The organism is Lentilactobacillus hilgardii (assembly GCF_009832765.1).
GTDB lineage: Bacteria > Bacillota > Bacilli > Lactobacillales > Lactobacillaceae > Lentilactobacillus > Lentilactobacillus hilgardii.
The window spans coordinates 1239511-1259770 of record NZ_CP047121.1 but is presented as its reverse complement, the minus strand read 5'-3'; the positions used below and the strand labels follow the sequence as shown (position 1 = coordinate 1259770).

Here is a 20260-nt window from a genome sequence, read left to right as displayed (position 1 = left end):
TGGGGCTATAATTGACAAGAAGCTTGAGAATCGGATAGTTTAACCATTCGATTCTCAAGCTTTTTTTACATATATTAAAGCTTATTACTTATTGTAACGGGGGCATTTTCAGGAATGGAATACTTTATTATCGTAAATCCCACGGCTGGTGGGAACAATGGCCGTAAAGTCTGGCCTCAAATTGAACAATATCTCAAAAAGAAAAACATCTCTTACCGCGCCTACTTTACTGAATACGACGGTCATGCAGTTTCCATCGCTATGCGAATTCTTGATCAAATAACGGCCACCAATCATCCTGACGCAATTATTATCGCTACAGGAGGCGATGGAACTCTTCACGAAACAATCCTCGGTTGCATGCGCTTTTATGCTGAGCACCCCCAGATAAAGGACCCTAGAGTCCCAGTTGGGCTTTTACCAATCGGCTCTGGAAATGATTTCGCACGGGCATTAAAAATTCCTCGTCATTGGAAAAAAGCGCTTCATGATATTTTTGAATGCCAAGTCCCTACTAAAATCCATATTGGGCATTTCATTAATCACGATCTTTCAACAGATGGTTATTTTCTTAATAATTTTGGAATCGGATTAGATGCAACCGTTGTTTATTTGGCGAACCATTCCTTATTAAAACATCATAAACAATTCAGCGGTTTTTCATACTGGGTATCCGTCTTACATGCTATTCAAACCGTTCAACCTTTTGAGCTAACAGTCACCCACCCCAACGGCACTATTCACACTTATTCAAAAGCATTTCTCGTAACAGTTACAAATCACCCTTACTTTGGCGGAGGCATCGATATTGTGCCACGAGCGTCTGTTTATAAGGACCAATTGGATTTGGTAATCGTCGAGAAACCAACCTACCGTCAGATCCTGTTGTTTATTTTTATGCTACTATTGAAGCGTCATTTGCATCTTCGTTTTGTCCATCATTTTTCTGAGACCCATTTCGAATTAAAGACCAAAAAGGCTCGCTATGGTCAAATTGATGGTGAAGAACTTGGTCACAAAACTTATAACGCTTCTTACGAAACAAAGGATTATCCATTTTGGATAAAGAAGACGGATAATTCCCAACTTTGAAAGTTCAAGATCAAATCATAAATTCATTTTAACTTCAATTTTTAACAGAAAACGATCAAGATAAACCGCTTACTACCAAGATTTAGCATTGAAAATGACTATCAAGTGGCTTATGGTTAAACGAACAGCTTTCAATAAAACCGTTATGAAATACCGTTTAGAAATCACAAGATCGAGGTAAATCTCATGTATTCAACAAGCTACCTTTTATTTCAATCCTTAACTGCTGTCGCCCTGGGCGATGCCCTTGGAGTCCCTGTACAATTTGAAGAACGCGAAAAATTACTTGAAAGCCCTGTTGATACGATGCTGGGCCATCGAGCATTCGATGTTCCCAAGGGAACCTGGTCAGACGACACATCGTTATCTATTGCATCTTTAGTTAGCCTATCGCTTGGGTTCAACCTTAATGATCTCATGACAAGATACTCTCAATGGTATCATTTTGGTGACTATACACCGTTCGGAACTTCCTTTGATATCGGTAAAACAACAAAAGCCGCTATCAAACGCTTTGATAAGGGTATCACCCCAGAACTTTGCGGTGGTAATGATGAAATGGATAATGGCAATGGCGCGCTAATGCGGATGATGCCACTGGCTTTTTTCATCTTAACCGATTACCGTCACTATCAATTTGATGATCAGGTAGCATCACTTGTCCATCGATTCACCGCAACAACCCATCGCCATCCCCGCAGCCTAGTAGCTTCCGGAATTTTAATCAACGTTATTATCAGGGTCATTCAAAATCCCAACAAATATGCGATGTTACGGGCGATTCAAGAGGCTTTAGACTATTATAAGGGTAAAACCCAATTTAAGGATCAAGTCCCCTATTTCGAGCAACTAGGCGATTCTGGCTTCTTGCGGCAACCAAGCACTCAAATTAAAAGTTCTGCCTACGTTGTTGATACACTAAACTCAGTCTTTTGGTGCCTGTTTAATTCGGAACAGTATTTTGTCGCTGTTAAACGAGCCGTTAACCTCGGTCATGACGCCGACACCATCGGTTCTATCACTTCTATGTTAGCTTCATTACTTTACGCACCTGTGACATTCCCACCAAATTGGTTAAAAGACTTAAAAGGTCGCGGCCAAATAAAAATTGCTGTCTCCTTTGCCCTTTTATCTAACTATTTTTAACTTTTATGTCGACATCAACCTAGTGATATTATCAAAAAGAGATCCGGATATTTTAATCCGGATCTCTTTTGATAGAGTTGACTAACCTTAATCTTCCGAAGCATCCATTGCTTCAAGAATCATATTTAGCTGTTCGCACTCTTTATTAAGATGATTCATTTCATTTCCAAATTGCGGTTTAATCACAACCGTGTCCTTGTCTTCGCCATTTTCAGAACGACAGACCTCAGCCTCTTGTGATTTCAATCGATTTAGCTTGGAAGCTGCTTTTTGATAATCTTTAAGAATTTCTAACTTATTACTCATAGCTATAAACCCCTTTAAACGTATAAAATGAATTGATTAACACCAAACTTAACAATCCTAAAGAATATGTTAAGTTCTTAAATTTAAATTCCTGCTAACGTCTGGTAATGTTAACAGATAAACTTTAGTAAATCAACACCTTTGAAAAAAACACTTTTACCTGCCTAAAAGGTCTAATGGAAACAATAAGTTTTATTTATATTCTGCAGAAATTTCCTCGGTTGTCGGAATTGAAGGCAATGCGCCCATCCTTTGAACAGTAATGGATGACGCCTGTTGAGCGTAAGTCAATGCCATCTCAATGTTAGAAAGATCTTTAAGCACTTTTGAACTGAAAGCACCAATAAAGGTGTCTCCTGCTGCCGTTGTGTCCTTCGCCTTCACCTTAAATGCTGGTACAAATCCACTCGCATCGGGAGTGTGATAATATGCGCCCCGGTCTCCAACTGTAATAATCAAGTTTTGAATACCCATTGAAGCAAATTTTGCAGCATTTTGATCCATAGAGTCAATGTCAGTGACGTTAATTCCCGTCAACGTGGCACTTTCCGTTTCGTTGGGAACAATCAAATCTGTCACTTCCAACAAACCATCTAAAATATCGGCTGCCGGTGCAGGATTTAAAATCGTCATAACGCCATGTTTCTTTGCAACCTTAAACGCTTCATAAGCGACTGTTTGAGGTGTTTCAAATTGTGAAATCAACACATCAGCATCCGCAATTACAGCCTCGCTATCCGCAATAATATCCGTGCTCATCGCTTGATTTGCACCACCATAAACCATAATGCTGTTCTGTCCTTCTTTGTCCAGCAAAATAACTGCGGATCCAGTACCGGCGTTTGATGTTACATTAATATGATCAGTGTTAATCCGATCTTTTTTTAATGCATTAATCATGAATTCACCCGCGCTGTCTTCACCAACTTGGCCGATAAAACTGGTCTGGGCATGTGATCGGGCAGCTGCAACAGCCTGATTGGCACCTTTTCCCCCTGCAGAATTAGTCTTGCTTTGCGCACTAATGGTTTCACCCGGCTTTGGCATCTGCGCAATGTGGAGGGTAGTATCAACATTTAAACTTCCTAGTACAACCACTTTATTCGTCATTTTTAAGGCTCCTCTTAATATAAATATGTACAAACAAGTATAGAGATTCGAATCACCCGTTCGCCGTATTGATCACGGCAATCTCTGCCCGCCGTACATTCCTCATAATCAATGATTAATTCTACAAAAGCATCCAATCGATGCCCTGAGAATAACAGGTTTTCTACTAAAATCGAAATTAAGTAAAACCTTTCACTAAAGAGAATACCAGATCTGAAATCCTTTTACAAATAAAAATTTCAAGAATTAATATTCTTAACACTTTCCCTCTCAACAAGTTCAATCGGCAAAGAGACGCTTTGAAACGGCCGATCTCTGTCCTGAATTCGTTTTAGAATCAGTTTCGCCGCGCTTTCTCCCATTTCAAATGATGGTTGATGAATGGTCGTTAATGTTGGTGTAACGTATTCGGTTAAATCAATATCGTCATAGCCAACAATTGAAATGTCATCGGGAATCCTTAACCCTGCTTCATGAATACCACGATATAAGCCGATAGCAATTTCATCATTTAACGCAAAGATTGCTGTAGGATGATGCGCCAAGGCTTGTTTTGTCGCATGATATCCTCCCAATTTTGTTAGTTCGGTTTCAACGATTTGTTCATCTGCAATCGATAAACCATGGCTGCGAAATACATCAAGGAATCCGGTAAGTCGCTGTTTAAGGTTGAGGGTTGGGTGTTGATCAGTAACAACGGTCACTCTTTGATGACCCTTTTGGATAAGATAATTTGCTAACAACTCTCCACCATGGTAATTATTAACATCTACCTGATCCCCGTCTGCAACCGGAGCTTGATCAGTCAGCAAATAAGGAATGCCGTTCTGATTTAGAATATTATCAATGTAACTAACATCCGAGATAGCAGAAGCGATTATCATGCCGTCTGCGGCCCTTCTGATAGATTCAAACAAGTAATAGCTTTCCAACTTTTGATTGTTGTTAGACCCAAAAATAAGCGGAATATAACCATTGTCCATAGCGACAGACTCAATTCCCCTTAAGAAGTGACTAAAAAACGGATTATTAATATTTGGAACCAAAACACCAATTGTCCGACCACTTCGACGAATTAAACTCTGAGCGTTAAAATCAGGGACATATCCCATCTCTTTTTGTAATTGATGAACTTTTTTAACCGTTTTTTCACTAAAACGATCATCTTTTCCGTTAAGAATCTGTGAAACTGTCGTAACGGAAACATTGGCACGCTTTGCCAAATCCGTGATAGTAACTTTTTTTGTCATAACTATTCTCCATTCAAGGCATAATCTAATACAGATAAGTATATCATGATTAAACTAAACAGTTTTACTTGATATTTGCTAAAACTCACTATTCATCAAATTATTTTACAGGACATAAACCGCCATTCCAGCAATTTTAGTCAAAAAAAGTGGCCTCTAATCAAAAATTGATTATACGCCACCCTTTACAAAGACTATTAACTTCATTTTCCAATAATCATACTTTATTCTTTAACAATTTTATCAATCTGTGATAATTCATCATCAGTAAAATCAAGATTATCTAATGCTTTTAAATTATCTTCCAAATGAGCTACTTTTGAGGCACCGGTTACAACACTGGCAACCGTCTTATCATGAAGCAGCCAAGCTAAAGACATCTGAGCAAGATTTTGCCCACGGTTCTTAGCAATGTCGTTTAACTCATTCAATTTCTTAACAAGTTCGTCTTTACCATGCTTGATTACAAACTGGTTGCTCCAATGAACTTTAACATCATCACTCATTCCGCCAAGATATTTATCGGTTAATAGTCCTTCTGCTAAAGGCCCATAAGCAATCAAAGCTTTATTCTCATCCTTCAGTGTCTTCAGAAGACCATCATCCTCAACTTCCCGATTTAACATATTATATGAAGCCTGGTTAACCACAAATGGCGTATGCAAGTCATTAAAGTATTGCGTTATTTCTTTTGTTTGTTCTGAATTATAATTGGAAATGCCAATATAGAGTGCCTTACCAGACCGCACAATGCCATCTAACGCATTGGCGGTTTCTTTCAAATTAGTGTTTGGATCAAATCGATGACTGTAATAAATGTCGACATAATCCAACCCCATTCGTTTCAAGCTACCATCCAACGCATTAACTAATGTTTTTTTGGATGAAAAATTTCCATAAGGACCGGGCCACATATTAAAACCGGCTTTAGTCGTAATAACCAATTCATCACGATAGGATTTTAAATTAGCACGATAAACGTCACCAAACATTCTTTCTGCCGCACCAGAAGTCGGCCCATAATTATAAGCTAAATCAAAGCTGAAGATACCTTCATCAAACGCCTTTAAAATAACCTTTTCACTGTCGCCATAGTTGGCATCATCGCCAAAACTATGCCACATTCCAAATGACAAAGCAGGTACTTGAAGTCCAGAATCTCCTGCTCGTCTCACAACTGCATGATCATAACGTCCTTCATTTGCCTTGTACATATACATAAATCAATCCACCCTTAATAAAAAATTATCTTCCAAACAGTTTGCCAACTGATTGTTGATTATGAATCAAAGTAATTGCTTCACCGAACAAATCCCCTACCGAAACAACTTCTAATTTCTCAAACTGATCTGCTTTGGAAATATTAATTGAGTCAGTCACAATAACTTTTTCAATTTCTGAATCTTGAAGCCGTTGTTGCGCATTCCCCGAAAAAACGGCATGTGTCGCAATTGCGTATACATCGGTTGCTCCGGCTTTTTTTAAAGTTTCAGCTGCAATGGTTAATTTGAAGGCAGTATCAATCATATCATCTACAATGATTGCTTTTTTGCCTTTAACATTACCGATGACAGATTCTGGAACGGTTGTTGCATCTTCGGGAGAACGATTGTCAATAATAGCAATCGGAGCATCTAAAAGCTCGGCAAACTTTCGAGCCCGAGACACCCCCGTATGATCAGGTGAAACAACAACACTGTTGGAATCATTGTGTTTCTTAGCAAAATAATCTGCCAATAATGTATTTGCTCTTAAATGATCAACGGGAATGTTAAAGAATCCCTGGATTTGATCCGCATGTAAATCAAGCGTCACAACCCGGTCAACACCATCCATTTCCAAGAATGATGCAACTAGCTTAGCAGTAATCGGTTCTCGCGAGCGCGCTTTTCGGTCTGCCCGTGAATACCCATAATATGGAATGACGACATTAATTGACTTTGCACTGGCACGACGAACAGCATCCACCATAATCAGTAATTCCATCAGATTTGAATTAACAGGATCTGAAACCGACTGAATAATATAGACCTCATCGCCTCGAATGCTTTCATTCACACTTATTTTTATTTCATCATCACTAAATTTTTCGACAGTTGCATCACTAAGTGGCACTCCGACCGCCCGACTAATCGCTTCGGCAAGTGGACGATTCGAGTTTAAAGAAAATAATTTAACCCTAGGATGTGATTTCAATTCAGCCATGTTACCCTCCAAGTATTCTTGTTTAATTAAATACTACCATAATTTTGCTTCCACTATACAGCGAATCAACGTGAAAAGTTAAGAAGAAATCGTTTGTTTAACGCTTTCATCATCCTTTTCCAGCCATTCGTTCATATTATGACATATTTGACTTATCAAATTGATAAGGTGTTATCCCATCCATTCCAATCATTGGATCAACTTGTTCATCGTTAATCATCTCCCCAGTTAAGTGGTCGGGAAGATGACGCGGTTCACTCGATGCCACCGCTTCCTGTTGCTCATCATGATTATTTTTAATGCTAACAGAATCATTTAAATTGTCTGTTGATGGATTTTTAACTGCTTGATACGGTTCCTCACTGATAGCTTCAACCAGGCGCTGCACCAAACTAGTTTTTCTATTTACCGAAATACTGCGCACGCATTGTTCAAACGCCTGTTTCTCACCCAACATAATTAAGAAGTCACTGGCACGTGTAACAGCTGTGTAAAGCAAATTCCGCTGCAGCATTCGTGAGTATTGCCGAACAATCGGCAGAATAACCATTGGAAACTCGCTACCTTGAGCTTTATGAATCGAGGTACAATAAGCCAGTGTAAATTGAATCCATTCGTTCTTCTCATAAGTGACTTCTGTTTCATCAAAGTCAATGATTATTTTTGTAGGAATCGCTTGGTTCTTAGGTGCCTCCATTCCAACAATAATGCCTAAATCTCCATTAAAAACATTTTGTTCAGGATTATTAACCAACTGTAAAACTTTGTCGCCAATTCGATACGTATGGTCCCTAATTGTCACTGATTTACCAGTCGGATTAACCTGCCACACATTTTGTAAGATGTTGTTTAAATGATCAATGCCCGCTGTTCCCCGATACATCGGAGCAAGCACTTGTACATCCATCAAGCCAAAATCTTTGTCTTTAGCACGACGGGCAACCTGTTCAATGACCGAGGGCAGTTGCGTTTCATTACAAGCAATAAACGACCGATCTGATTGGTTTTGGTCAAAGTTCTCAGAAAGTTTCCCCGCATGAATATCATGAGCAAGTTGGACAATTGAAGATCCCTTTTCCTGTCGATAAATATTATCAAGATGCATGGCAGGAAGCTGCTTGGATGTCAGTAAATCGTGAAACACTTGTCCGGGGCCAACTGAGGGCAACTGGTCTTGATCGCCGACAAAGATGATTTGCATATGGTTTGGAACCGCACGCATCAATAATCTAAAAAGAAAAGTATCAACCATTGACATTTCGTCAATAATTAACAAGCTTCCTTCAATATCTTTTGGTGAAGTATAGTCCGCAGACTCCTGCCCATTTAACCCAAGCAGTCGATGGATCGTGCTGGCAGGTAGTCCGGTTGAATCAGACATATGCTTTGCCGCTCGTCCAGTTGGTGCAGCCAGCACAATCGGAAAAGGTTTATCCTTGTACTCATTGATATCCAATGAATACTCATGCAGTCGGGCATAGGTATTGACAATCCCATTGATAATAGTTGTCTTACCGGTTCCCGGACCACCAGTCAGAATAAAAGCTGGTGATTTCACAGCTTCCATAATCGCTTGGCTTTGTGAATCGTCATAATTAATATCAAATTTACTTTCAACCATGCGTATTTGGCTTTTAATTGCATCATCAGAAAAATGGTCTTCACCATCGTCTTTATTTTTAATAATTCGATTCAAGTGTTCGGCAATTTGAACCTCGGCATTATAAACATAGCTCAAATAAATTCGGTCTCCCTCACCGACGACTTTATGTTCCTTAGCTAATTCAATTAGAGATTCGCCGAGTTGTTGACCACTCACCTGATGTTCAGCGTTGTTATCCAGCAGGCCACCTGCCATATTCAATAATGCAGAAGTTGTTGTGTAAGTATCACCATTTTCAAAACAAAGTTCTTGAATTGCGTACAGCAGACCGGCTCTAATCCGTTCGGTAGAAGCAGCTGTTAACCCCAATTTTAAGGCAATTGCATCCGCACGTTTAAAACTAATACCGCGGATATCCTCCACCAATTGATAAGGATTTTCAGATATGATTTTCAGGGCATCCCCATGGTATTTCTCATAAATATCCGACGCAATTTTACTAGAAAATCCATACGAATTAAGTCCCACAATCACTTTTTCCAAGCCATCATCAACACTTAGATTATCCAAAATTGCATCTCGTTGTTTTTGGGTAATCGGCACCTGGTCCAAAACCCGACCATCGGCGTTGATTCGTTGAATGGCATCATCGCCCAAAACTTTAACCACCCGCTGGGCAGTCTGCTTGCCAATACCGGGAAAACGATCTCCGGAAAGATATTTAATCACGCCCTCCTTGGTCGTCGCAATTAAACTCGTATAATTGGCGGCTTGAAATTGCTTACCATACCTGGGGTGATCAATAACCTTTCCGGTAAAATGATAGCTGTTTTCTTCAACGACATCGCCAAAGTTTCCAGTCACCACAATTTCACTTTCCGGCCAGTTCAAATTGGTATCCGTAATTTCAATTAACAGAACTTTGTAAAAACTGTCATTGCTAGAAAAGAAAATGGCCTTCAGCCGTCCATCAACGTACATATTTTGATTTAAGTTATCTTGGGGTTCAAATAATCCCATCGGTTGGTCCACTTTAATTCTCCTCACAAAATGATTCAAGACTCACTGAATCCATCAGCAAGCCTACTTAGTTTTTTTGCCATGCTGATCATGAGCCTTTTTAGTTCCGTTTAACTGAATAAATTTTTCAATATCTTTCAATTTTTTTTGGCCCTTATTAAAGTATGCCGGATCATATTGATTTGCTTTTTTGAAATAACTTTCAAAGGGTTCATCCGCAACCATCGCAACCAGTCCACGATTAAAATTGGCTCTACCATTCTGAGGCTCAGCCGTTAAAACCAAATCATAGAATTCAGCGGCCTGAGAAAAATTGCCGAGTGCCAGCAGATTATCACCAATCATCTCATTGACAGCCGGATCCTTTTGCCTGGTACTTTGCGCAGATAAGGCAAACACCATTGCCCGCTTATTGTCACCCTTGGCCATATAACTTTGTGCCAGCATGATATAGGCTTCTGCCTGGAGCTTGTCATCATTTATCTCCTGAAAAATTTTGATAGCTTTATCGTACTCTTGAGCAGCGTAATAAACATTGCCAAGCCCAAATTTCAAAGTATCTTTAATATCCTCAGAGGATTGGTCAAAAATCCCCAATGCTTTCATCAAGAGCTCTTCTGCCTGTTCGTAATCCTTACCCTCTACTAATAAAGTTGCCAAATCATAGTAATGGTGGTAATCATGGGGATTGGCATCAATTTTCGAAACCATCTGATGAATAAGTTGATTGGCCTTTTTTTCCTCATCTTCACGTTTCTTAGTATATTTACGTTGGTTCTCCTGATTCTTTTTTTGCAATTCTTTAATCTTGTCTGAATTATTTTTTTTCATATCAATCACCTAGACTAGATCAGTTTCATCCAATTTTTTGTTTAAATAACTTGTATCATTCCACTTAATCAGGGAGAAAGATTGTCCAGCATCATGACTTTCTATAATAGTCGTGCTGGTATTTGCCAACCCACCGCGTTTTCGTAAATCAGCAAGTGATGTCCCCAACAAATGATTCATCTCTGCGTTCAGTGCAGCACCATGACTGACAATCATGACGTTTTTGTGGGGATTGCTGTTGATTATCTCAATAATGGCGGGTGTCATTCGATTAATGACATCCAAGTAACTCTCACCGCCAATCTCAGCAGGATCATAAAGATCAGGATGATTCCGGAAATTCTCAAATTCTTGCGGATAACGTTTTTCAACGTCAGAAAATTTCATTCCCTCCATTTTGCCCAGGTTAAATTCTTCCAATCTGGACAATAAAGAAATGGCAGGGTGACTTTTGAGACGCCTGCCAATTGTTTCGGCGGTAACGCGAGCCCGTTTAATCGGACTGGCATATATATGATTGAAAGAAATGTCTTGAAAATGAGCTGCAAGTAATGCCATTTCATTATAACTTTCAGAAAGTAGCGGCGAGTCACCGCCAGCACCCTGGTATCGGCTTTCGAGATTCCATTCAGTCTTTCCATGCCGTACAAAATATAATCGTGTCAAAAGCCATTCCTCCCGTATGTTAATCACTCACCTATTATGACAGCATTGCTACTGAATTTCAAAGAAATTCAGTGTGCTGTGAAAAGTGGTTTGCGCCTCGACTATTAAAATTTATCATTTCACCATTCAGACGCTTCAAAACTTAATTATTCAGTGGTAAGCTTACTTTAATTAGCTTTTCTCTCATACAGATCTCATTAAGTTAATGACCCTGGAATTGAAAAGCACATTAGGGGGAAATTGGGATGCTTCAAACACTATTGTTTGCCTTGATTCCGATTATTACCACGATCGGAATCGGGTACTTCGCTGCTTATCGAAATGATTTTGATGATCACGATAGTCAGCAATTTGTAAAATTAGTCATGAATTATGCACTTCCGTTCAGCGTTTTTGCCGGTATATGGGGGACTCCCAGAAAAATTATCATTGCCGACATTCCATTAGCCGGTTGGCTGTTGGTTGGTATGGTTGGCTGTTACATTGTTTTGATTATCGCTTATCGATTCGGTTTTAGATTGCCACTTGACCTTTCGTCTTTACGTGCCTTATCAGTTGCCGACCCATCGGTCCCATTTATCGGTTCGGCTATTTTACCGCTATTATTTGGCAATCAGGTCAGTGCCATTACCATCGGTCTGTGTACGCTGATTATCAACATTTTACTGTTACCAGCTGTTTTTGCTTCCCTTGCAAAAGAGGGAGAAGTCACGTCCCTTGGTCAGCGGCTAATCAGCACATTCAAAAAGCCGTTGGTCATCAGCGCGCTGCTTGGCTTTGTGATTGCCCTGGCAGGTTGGCAAATGCCGGCGGAACTGGAAAATACGTTTATGGTTCTTGGTAAAGTTGCCGGTGGACTTGCCTTATTCTCAATCGGAATTGTTCTCTTTACCAGAAGAATTACCATTAATTTATCTATTGGGGTCAGCGTCTTTGCCAAAAACGTGGTTTTTCCATGTATCATTTGGCTAATTATGTTGGCAGTCAATGCACCAGCCGGCCTCATCAATATCGTTGTTTTGACCTTGGCCATTCCAACTGCTACGATGCCAACTACTTTGGCCATCCAATTCAAAATAAATGAATCCGAAATTGCTTCCATTCAATTTTGGAGCACCGTTTTCTCATTCATCACAATGCCTATCTTTATGTGGCTAATCGGATAACCATTAGCAATAATTGCCCCTGTTATTTCAATGTTACTGAAAACAAAAAGGAAGATCAGACAAAATCGTCTGGTCTTCCCTTTTGACTTGGACAAGTCATTTTAAATCAATGCCTTATATTCCGGGTGCTAAACGCTTTGATCCGCACACTTGTTCCGCTATACATACTGCAATTCTTCAGCCTGCTTATATGCGGCATCAATGATCGCAGAACCCAAACACTCCTCGCCGTCATAAAAGACAACTGCCTGTCCGGGTGTAATGGCACGTACAGGCGCATCAAAATCAACCCGCACTTTTTGACCGTCATCGCTTAAGTGTACGGTCACACCAGTGTCCTTTTGACGATAACGGAACTTGGCCGTGCAATGAAAGTCCTGACCACGATCCAAATTATTAACCCAATGAATATCAGAAGCTTCTAAATAATCGGCGTACAGCAACTCATTGTGATAACCCTTGCCAACATAAAGAATATTCTTCTTTAAATCCTTGCCAACAACGAACCAAGGCTGGTTATCGACACCGTCACCACCGATACCAAGACCGCGACGCTGGCCAATTGTGTAGTACATTAAACCGTCGTGCTGCCCCTTGACTTCACCGTCAACAGTCATCATCTTGCCCGGAGTCGCAGGTAAGTAATGACCCAGGAACTGCTTAAAGTTCTTCTCACCAATAAAACAAATACCAACTGAATCCTTCTTGTCAGCCGTGGCTAAACCAGCCTTTCGTGCAATTTCACGAACTTCCGGCTTAACCAGGTTACCAATCGGAAACATAACCCGATCCAACTGATTGGCCGATAACTGACTCAAGAAGTACGTTTGGTCTTTGTTACCATCTGAGGCACGCAATAAATGGTTGTGCCCATCTTCATCACGCGTTAATTGAGCATAATGTCCTGTTGCGATGTAATCAGCACCCAATTCCAAAGCGTAATCCAAAAATGCTTTAAATTTGATTTCCTTATTACAAATCACATCCGGATCAGGAGTCCGGCCTTTTTTATACTCATCCAAGAAGTATGTGAAGACCCGATCCCAATACTCTTTTTCAAAATTTACCGAGTAATAAGGGATGCCGATTTTATTGGCAACCTTGGCAACATCTTTATAATCTTCCGTTGCTGTACAGACACCATTTTCATCAGTATCATCCCAATTTTTCATGAAAACGCCAATCACGTCGTAACCCTGTTGTTTGAGTAAATAAGCGACAACTGACGAATCAACGCCACCACTCATTCCAACAACAACCCGAGTTTGACTGTTGTCTTGCATAAAACCACCATCATTTCAATTAGATTCTGGAGAATCCACGAGTGAAGGTCGTAATTTCCAGTAAAATTTATATTAACGCATTCTGCGATGAAATGCCACTGATCACATGTTAAATGACGCGTTGAAATACGCTGCCATTAATTTCTGAACTGCTGAATTGTCCTCAGGCCTTCCTATCGTAATTCTCAACCATCCCGGCTTTAATCCATTTCTGATTAGGTAACCGTTTCTAAGTAAATAATCATGTAGTTTATCTGAATTACCTGCTTTGAAAAAAATAAAGTTGGCAGATGACTCGTAAAAAGGTAGTTTTTGTTTCGTTAAAAAGCGGTTCCATTTAATACGCTCTTCAGCAATCGTGTTGACAACCCGTTTGACAAATTCTGTATCTTTAAAAGCTGCGGTAGCAGCCACCTCGGCAAAAGTACTCAAATTGTAAGGTAATCGAGCGGCTTGAAGATAGGCCATTAAAGGTGGATTACAAACAGCATAGCCAACTCGAAAATTAGCCAATCCATAAGCTTTTGAAAGTGTCCTTAACACAACCAGGTTATTAAATTGTTTGGTCAATTGAATAACCGAAACATTTTTTTCATTCACAAAGTCAATATAAGCTTCATCTACAATCACCGTAACGCTATCCGGTATAGCTTCCAAAAAGGATTTAATGGTGGCCGGTTCTAAAAAAGTCCCAGTTGGATTATTAGGATTGCAAATCCATATGATTTTAGTTTTAGGCGTTAATTGCCGTTTAATGGCTGCTAAGTTCAAATACCCGGCATCATCAAGTGCAACCCGTTTGATCTTGGCACCTTCAATTTGAGAATGAAGCTGGTATTCGGAGAACGTCAGGGCAGGATCGATCACTTCATCTCCAGGTTCAAGAATAACCCGACATAATAGTTCAATGACCTCATCCAAGCCATTTCCAAAGAGCAGATGATCTTCACTGATATTAAACCGGGTGGCAATACTCCGTCGAAGGACCTCGGCGTTACTGTCAGGATATAAATTTGCATCTGAAAAATGCCAACTGTCTAAAGCTCGCGCAACCTCGGGAGAAGTGCCAAACGCATTTTCATTGGCTGACAGTCGAACTAATTTTTTAAGTCCATATTGTTTTTTAAGATCATCCAGTGTCTGTTCGGGAACGTACGGATTAAGATGCTTAACAGATTCTTTTACCATAGGAGTCCTCCAATTCTTGGTACTAAACTACCAATTTTTAATATCTTTTCGATCCTGAATTTTACTTTGACGACCTTCTCGGCTCGCCAATTCTTCCTTAATCTGGGTAGTTGTAATTCCCCGCTCTGCCATTAACACTTCCACGTGATAGGCTAAATCGGCAACTTCCAAGATAAAATCAGGATCTGAATCATTCTTAGCAGCAACAACAACTTCGGTAGCTTCCTCGCCTACCTTTTTAAGGATTTTATCCAATCCTTTCGTAAATAAATAGTCTGTGTAAGATCCCTTTTCAGGATTATTTTTTCTTTCTAATATTAATTGATATAAATCATCCAAATTTTGTTCAGCCATTATCTTTTTCCTCCTCTAAAACATTTCGATAAAAACAACTTGTGTGTCCGGTATGACAAGCCGGCCCAGCAGGAATCACCCGCATTAATAATGTATCCTCATCACAATCAATCGCCATTGAAACAATCTCTTGCGTGTTGCCGCTTGTTTCGCCTTTATGCCATAGCTCCTGACGGCTTCGAGACCAAAACCAGGTTTGCCTGGTTTTTAAACTTCGCTGATAGCTTTCTTCGTTCACGTAGGCCATCATTAAGACCTGGTTGGTTTGACTATCAACAACAATCGTCGGAACCAGATTGTCCGGATATTTTGCAAAGTCTGGTTTTAACGTACGATCACCCCATCCGTTTTTAATTGTTGCTTAACATCACTAATAGTCAGTTCGCCAAAATGAAAAACGGAAGCGGCTAATGCACCATCCACGTCTGACTCCCGGAAAACATCCGAAAAATCTGTCAGCTTTCCACATCCACCGGAAGCGATCACCGGAACTGAAACAGCTTTTGTTAACTGTCTGTATAGATCAATATCGTAACCACTTTTAGTCCCGTCTTTATCCATACTGGTAACCAGTAACTCGCCTGCACCCCTTTTGACACCTTCCTTTGCCCATTGTACTGCATCCAAATTTGTCGCTTTGCGGCCACCATTCACGTAGACTTGATAGGTTTGGGTTTGAGGATTAAATTTTGCATCAATTGCTAATACAACACATTGACTTCCAAACTTTTCAGCTCCCTGGGTGATTAATTCAGGATGGCGAACTGCAGCTGAGTTAACAGCTGTTTTATCAGCACCTGCCCTGAGCAGATTCATCATATCCGAAACGTCATGAATGCCGCCACCAACGGTCAACGGCATAAAGACCTGGCTTGCAACCTGCTCAATTGTTTCAACAATTGCTTTTCTCTTTTCATTGGTTGCCGTAATATCCAAAAAAACAAGTTCATCTGCACCCTGCTTTTGATAGGCCGCGGCAATTTCGGTGGGATCACCAACATCCTGCAAGTTCACAAAATTAACACCTTTTTTAACTCGGCCGTGGTCAACATCCAAGCAGGGAATAATTCGTTTAGCCAACATTTTGGTTCACCTCCGCCAAAGTCTGTAACGGTAAATCTCCCGTGGCCATTGCTTTGCCGACAATTGCTGCACGAATCCCCAAATCGGCCAACTGATTGAGGTCTGTGACGTTTCGGATACCGCCTGAAGCAATAACGGTTGCGGCTGTAAATTGCTTTTGTAAATGGCTCAACTGGTCACCGTTTGGGCCGCTCATTGTACCGTCTCTTGAAATATCAGTAACAATAAACGTCTTAACGCCAAAGGCAACCATTGACGCCATTAATTCATCCATTTTGACAGTGCTTTGCTCAAGCCATCCTGAAACTGCCACCAGTCCATCTTTACCATCAATACCAACAACGATTTGATCTGCGCCAAATTGCTTAATTGCTTCTTGGACCAGTTCAGGATCATTCAACGCTGCCGAACCAAGAATAACTCGAGTCACTCCTGAAGTAAGATAGGTATTGATTTGGGAAAGGGATCGAATGCCACCGCCAACCTCAACAGCAAGTCCGGTTTGTTCACAAATTTGTTGAATAATTGCCCGATTGACGGGACGCCCGGATTTCGCACCGTCCAAATCAACCAAATGTAAATTGGTTAATCCCGCCCTTTCAATCGCAAGTGCCTGCTGAACAGGTGACTCGCTAATCAAGGTTGTCTGGTTAAAGTCCCCTTGGTACAGTCGCACACTCTCTTGGTTTTTCAAATCAATTGCGGGAATAATCTGCATTTTCAACCATCTCCTTAAATTTTGTTAACCCATTAAGGCCAACCTGACCACTTTTTTCAGGATGAAACTGCATTCCGATCACATTATTTTGTCTAACGATACTTGGTATTTGAACACCATAATCAGTCGTTGCCAAAACCTTATCTGCAGACGTTTTGACATAAAACGAATGCACAAAATAACTGAATTGTTGATCAAATATATCTGCAATCGGATCAGATTGCGTAACCTGATTCAAATCCCACCCCATGTGGGGAACCTTCACGCCTAAATTAGTTGGGATTGGAATAACATCGCCTTTGATAAGGGAAAGTCCGGTTGTGTCACCGAATTCAAGACTTCGATCGAACAGTAATTGCATGCCCAAACAAATCCCTAACATCGGTGTTCCCTGCTTGGCAACCTGTTGAATAACCGGAATTAACTGCCGTTCATTTAGTGCATCGATGGCTTTTTTAAAAGCGCCGACGCCAGGAAGAATAACGCCATCCGCATTTGTGATTTCCTGTGGATCAGCACTTAATTTATTTTCAACACCCAGAAAATCAAGCGCTTTTTTGACGTTTCTGGTATTTCCAGTATCGTAATCAATCACAATGATCATTAAATGACCCCCTTGGTTGATGGAATCCCTTTAATTTCAGGATTCAGCGTGACAGCAGCCCGTAATGCCCTTCCTAAAGCTTTAAATAAAGTTTCGATTTTATGATGTGTATTACGTCCATACAGGACCTCGGCGTGCAAATTTAATTCGGCATTAAATGCAAAAGCTTGAAAGAAATCTTCTGTCACTTCAGTGTCATATCCTCCCAAGTGATCATTGGCAAATTCTGCTTTAAAAACAAGATAGGATCTTCCTGATAAATCAATGACAACTCGACTAAGTGTTTCATCAAGCGGAATAAGCGCGGACCCGAATCGTTCGATGCCGGCTTTATCACCCAAAGCCTCTTTTAATGCTAATCCAAGCGCGATGCCAACGTCTTCGGTCGTATGATGTGGATCAACATCCAAATCACCTTTGGCATTAACAATCAACCCGAAGCGACCATGTTTGGCAAATGCTGTTAACATGTGATTAAGAAATCCAATACCTGTATCAACTTGAATTGTTGAATAATCATCAAGATTTAACTGTAATTCAATTTGCGTTTCATTTGTATTTCTGGAAATAGTTGCCGTTCTCATACTAGTCACTCCCTGATTAATTTTGCCTTGACGGCTTGTCTGTCCGCTGTCTGTAAGTTGGAAATCAATGTTTTGATCTGTGGTTGATATTGCCTAAGGGCCAGACGGTTGACGACTAATTTGGTATTAACCGGCTGTAGCTTTGCGTATACCCGAAGGTTGTTTTCACGTAAGGTATTTCCCGTTTCCACAATATCGACAATTGCATCCGCCAATCCAATCAGCGGAGCAAGTTCAACCGAGCCTTCAATCTTAATAATCTCAACATCTTCACCAATGCCTTCAAAATAACGTTTGGTAATGTTGGGATACTTAGTTGCAATAATCTTTCGCCGCTGTTGCTGTGGGTTGAAATCAGCAGTTGAGGCTAAGACAAATCGGCATTTTCCAACACTCAAATTTAACATGGCATATTGGGAATTTTCCTGTTCATCCAATACATCGCTGCCAACAATTCCTATTTGAACGGTACCGCTATTTAAATAGGTCAAAACATCGGGGCCCTTTACCAAAATAAAGTCATACCTTGGATCATCATTAAAAATTAATTTACGACCCTTATTTTTTAGTCCCTGGCAGTTAATACCACTCGCCTCCAGTAATGGGACAACCTGTTGCTCTGTTCGCCCCTTTGTCAGGGCAATTTTAATTGGTTCCATTTTGTGACCTGCCTTCCGTCAAATCCAAAAGCTTGTTACCATCACTATCAGCCAACCGCTTAGCTGCTTGAACCGATTGTGTGAGGCAGAGCGTTGAATTTGGAATTTCCTGCAGCTTCTTTTCGGCAAGCTGCCATTGATCATCATCAAAATAAATAAGCGTTTGCTGTTTATTGGCCGGTAAAGCCGTTCGTTCCACCAAAGCGTCAACGTCAAACGCCACACCAACAGCGGAGACTTTTACTTTCTGAAAGTTTGTTAACAGATCATCATATCGACCACCACTGAATAAATAATCCGCTGATTTACCGGTAAAGCCTCGAAAAGCCATGCCGGTATAATATGACTGAGGTGACCGAACACTTAGATCAAGCGTGACCTGAAAGTTGGGAAATTGTTGATTAATAAATGTTTTAGTTGCAATCAAATCCTTAATGATCGCTTCCAGTTCTGCTGATCTGGGCAGTGTTTCTACAATTCGAATCACCTGATCAAAGTCCCCAAACAACCATGGCCATTCTGCTAAAAATTTTTCAAACTTTGTGTGGACCAATGGTGACCAAAGACTTTGATAACGGTTTAAATCTTTATCGAACAATGCCATTTTCAGACTGTTTCTGGTAGGTTCGGGCAACTCAAGTTGATTAATGACCGTATCAACGAATTTTGCCTGGCTAATTTCAACAGTGACATCTTCCAAGCCCATTTGCTGACATCCAGATAATGCTACCTGAAGGCATTCCCAGTCAGCTTTAATTCCTTTGTAACCAATAATTTCAATCCCCGCTTGAGTGGTTTGATTATAGCTTCCCGAAAGCCGCTTTTTAACTCGAAAGACATCCCCGCTGTAGTACCATTTAACTGGCAAATCCACGCCTGTCGTACTCATGACCCTTGCAACCGGTAATGTCAGATCCGGTCGAAGCACCAACGTTTCACCCTGTTCATCCAAGAATTGATATGGTCGATAATTATCCGTGCTAAGTGGTTCAAAAACATCAGAATACTCTAATACCGGCGTTGTTAATTTTCGAAACCCCCGGTCTTTAAAGAGGCCTAGGAGTTTCATCTGAATTGCTTCTTTAACTTCTGCTTGAACACCAAACTCATCCCGAGTGCCATTTGGTAAATTTTTATTTTTCATGTCGACCACTTCCTTAGATTTTATTGGAGGATTGATAATAATTGTGTTTGAAAAAAATCTGTGTGTTCTGATAATCGCTTTGAATCACATACTGTATAAAAAACGTCCTCGAAAACTGAAAGTCAGTTCTCGAGGACGAATTTTAATCGCGGTTCCACCCCAATTTGCACCTACCTCACGATAGATTGCCTTACGTTGCCAACAACTACTCAGCAGACAAATGCCCGATAACAGTTGCGGTAACCCTG

21 protein-coding genes and 1 other annotated feature (1 of these 22 cut by a window edge) are annotated in these 20260 nt (G+C 40.5%); of the genes, 3 read left to right on the top strand and 18 right to left on the bottom strand.

Annotation, left to right across the window (positions count from 1 at the left end; all coding sequences use genetic code 11):
- Positions 1-114: 114 nt before the first annotated feature.
- Positions 115-1092, top strand: a complete 978-nt coding sequence (locus GQR93_RS05820; RefSeq protein ID WP_003555217.1) for a diacylglycerol/lipid kinase family protein — start codon at positions 115-117, stop codon at positions 1090-1092.
- A 186-nt stretch (positions 1093-1278) separates the two neighbouring features.
- Entirely contained in the window at positions 1279-2238 is a 960-nt protein-coding gene (locus GQR93_RS05815) for an ADP-ribosylglycohydrolase family protein (protein WP_003555214.1), read from the top strand.
- An 87-nt stretch (positions 2239-2325) separates the two neighbouring features.
- Here GQR93_RS05815 and GQR93_RS05810 read toward each other — a convergent pair whose 3' ends face one another.
- The 8 genes from GQR93_RS05810 to GQR93_RS05775 all read right to left on the bottom strand — a co-directional run bounded on the left by GQR93_RS05810 (position 2326) and on the right by GQR93_RS05775 (position 11229).
- Positions 2326-2544 (bottom strand): hypothetical protein, encoded by a 219-nt coding sequence (locus GQR93_RS05810; protein ID WP_003555212.1) that lies wholly within the window; start codon positions 2542-2544, stop codon positions 2326-2328.
- Positions 2545-2736: 192 nt separating this feature from the next.
- Positions 2737-3654, bottom strand: a complete 918-nt coding sequence (gene rbsK / locus GQR93_RS05805) for a ribokinase (RefSeq protein WP_003555210.1) — start codon at positions 3652-3654, stop codon at positions 2737-2739.
- 239 nt (positions 3655-3893) lie between these two features.
- Complete coding sequence (gene rbsR, locus GQR93_RS05800; protein ID WP_003555208.1) at positions 3894-4904, bottom strand: ribose utilization transcriptional repressor RbsR; 1011 nt, start codon at positions 4902-4904, stop codon at positions 3894-3896.
- A gap of 224 nt (positions 4905-5128) precedes the next feature.
- Positions 5129-6118, bottom strand: coding sequence for an aldo/keto reductase (locus tag GQR93_RS05795; RefSeq protein ID WP_159298828.1), 990 nt, complete (start codon positions 6116-6118; stop codon positions 5129-5131).
- A gap of 31 nt (positions 6119-6149) precedes the next feature.
- Positions 6150-7109, bottom strand: a complete 960-nt coding sequence (locus tag GQR93_RS05790) for a ribose-phosphate diphosphokinase (protein WP_159298720.1) — start codon at positions 7107-7109, stop codon at positions 6150-6152.
- 136 nt (positions 7110-7245) lie between these two features.
- Positions 7246-9732: an SF1B family DNA helicase RecD2 gene (gene recD2, locus GQR93_RS05785; RefSeq protein WP_050757978.1), complete on the bottom strand. Its 2487-nt coding sequence runs from the start codon at positions 9730-9732 to the stop codon at positions 7246-7248.
- Positions 9733-9795: 63 nt separating this feature from the next.
- Positions 9796-10572: a tetratricopeptide repeat protein gene (locus GQR93_RS05780; RefSeq protein WP_003555198.1), complete on the bottom strand. Its 777-nt coding sequence runs from the start codon at positions 10570-10572 to the stop codon at positions 9796-9798.
- The gene (locus GQR93_RS05775; RefSeq protein WP_035444941.1) at positions 10573-11229 is read right to left on the bottom strand and encodes a histidine phosphatase family protein; all 657 of its coding nucleotides are present in this window, start codon (positions 11227-11229) and stop codon (positions 10573-10575) included.
- A 245-nt stretch (positions 11230-11474) separates the two neighbouring features.
- On the opposite strand from GQR93_RS05775, the gene GQR93_RS05770 reads away from it, so the two are divergent.
- Complete coding sequence (locus GQR93_RS05770) at positions 11475-12395, top strand: AEC family transporter (protein ID WP_003555194.1); 921 nt, start codon at positions 11475-11477, stop codon at positions 12393-12395.
- A gap of 158 nt (positions 12396-12553) precedes the next feature.
- Here GQR93_RS05770 and mnmA read toward each other — a convergent pair whose 3' ends face one another.
- The 10 genes from mnmA to GQR93_RS05720 all read right to left on the bottom strand — a co-directional run bounded on the left by mnmA (position 12554) and on the right by GQR93_RS05720 (position 20012).
- On the bottom strand, positions 12554-13678 hold the full coding sequence (gene mnmA / locus GQR93_RS05765; protein ID WP_003555191.1) for a tRNA 2-thiouridine(34) synthase MnmA: 1125 nt from the start codon (positions 13676-13678) through the stop codon (positions 12554-12556).
- Positions 13679-13780: 102 nt separating this feature from the next.
- Positions 13781-14866: a histidinol-phosphate transaminase gene (gene hisC / locus GQR93_RS05760; protein ID WP_003555188.1), complete on the bottom strand. Its 1086-nt coding sequence runs from the start codon at positions 14864-14866 to the stop codon at positions 13781-13783.
- Between the two features lie 27 nt (positions 14867-14893).
- Positions 14894-15220: a phosphoribosyl-ATP diphosphatase gene (gene hisE, locus GQR93_RS05755; RefSeq protein ID WP_003555187.1), complete on the bottom strand. Its 327-nt coding sequence runs from the start codon at positions 15218-15220 to the stop codon at positions 14894-14896.
- Positions 15213-15575 carry a phosphoribosyl-AMP cyclohydrolase gene (gene hisI / locus GQR93_RS05750; RefSeq protein WP_080544238.1) on the bottom strand — a complete coding sequence of 121 codons (363 nt, stop codon included), beginning with the start codon at positions 15573-15575 and terminating at the stop codon, positions 15213-15215. The genes hisE and hisI overlap by 8 nt, the downstream gene beginning before the upstream one ends.
- Entirely contained in the window at positions 15545-16303 is a 759-nt protein-coding gene (gene hisF / locus GQR93_RS05745; RefSeq protein ID WP_003555183.1) for an imidazole glycerol phosphate synthase subunit HisF, read from the bottom strand. Before hisF ends, hisI begins: the two co-directional genes overlap by 31 nt.
- Positions 16293-17021, bottom strand: a complete 729-nt coding sequence (hisA, locus tag GQR93_RS05740) for a 1-(5-phosphoribosyl)-5-[(5-phosphoribosylamino)methylideneamino]imidazole-4-carboxamide isomerase (protein WP_003555181.1) — start codon at positions 17019-17021, stop codon at positions 16293-16295. Before hisA ends, hisF begins: the two co-directional genes overlap by 11 nt.
- Positions 16999-17625, bottom strand: a complete 627-nt coding sequence (hisH, locus tag GQR93_RS05735) for an imidazole glycerol phosphate synthase subunit HisH (RefSeq protein ID WP_003555179.1) — start codon at positions 17623-17625, stop codon at positions 16999-17001. Before hisH ends, hisA begins: the two co-directional genes overlap by 23 nt.
- The gene (gene hisB, locus GQR93_RS05730; protein ID WP_003555177.1) at positions 17625-18209 is read right to left on the bottom strand and encodes an imidazoleglycerol-phosphate dehydratase HisB; all 585 of its coding nucleotides are present in this window, start codon (positions 18207-18209) and stop codon (positions 17625-17627) included. The genes hisH and hisB overlap by 1 nt, the downstream gene beginning before the upstream one ends.
- 5 nt (positions 18210-18214) lie before the next feature.
- Positions 18215-18868 carry an ATP phosphoribosyltransferase gene (hisG, locus tag GQR93_RS05725; RefSeq protein ID WP_003555176.1) on the bottom strand — a complete coding sequence of 218 codons (654 nt, stop codon included), beginning with the start codon at positions 18866-18868 and terminating at the stop codon, positions 18215-18217.
- The gene (locus tag GQR93_RS05720; RefSeq protein WP_003555175.1) at positions 18855-20012 is read right to left on the bottom strand and encodes an ATP phosphoribosyltransferase regulatory subunit; all 1158 of its coding nucleotides are present in this window, start codon (positions 20010-20012) and stop codon (positions 18855-18857) included. Before GQR93_RS05720 ends, hisG begins: the two co-directional genes overlap by 14 nt.
- A 128-nt stretch (positions 20013-20140) precedes the next feature.
- Positions 20141-20260: a binding site (T-box leader), on the bottom strand; it runs 143 nt beyond the window's last position.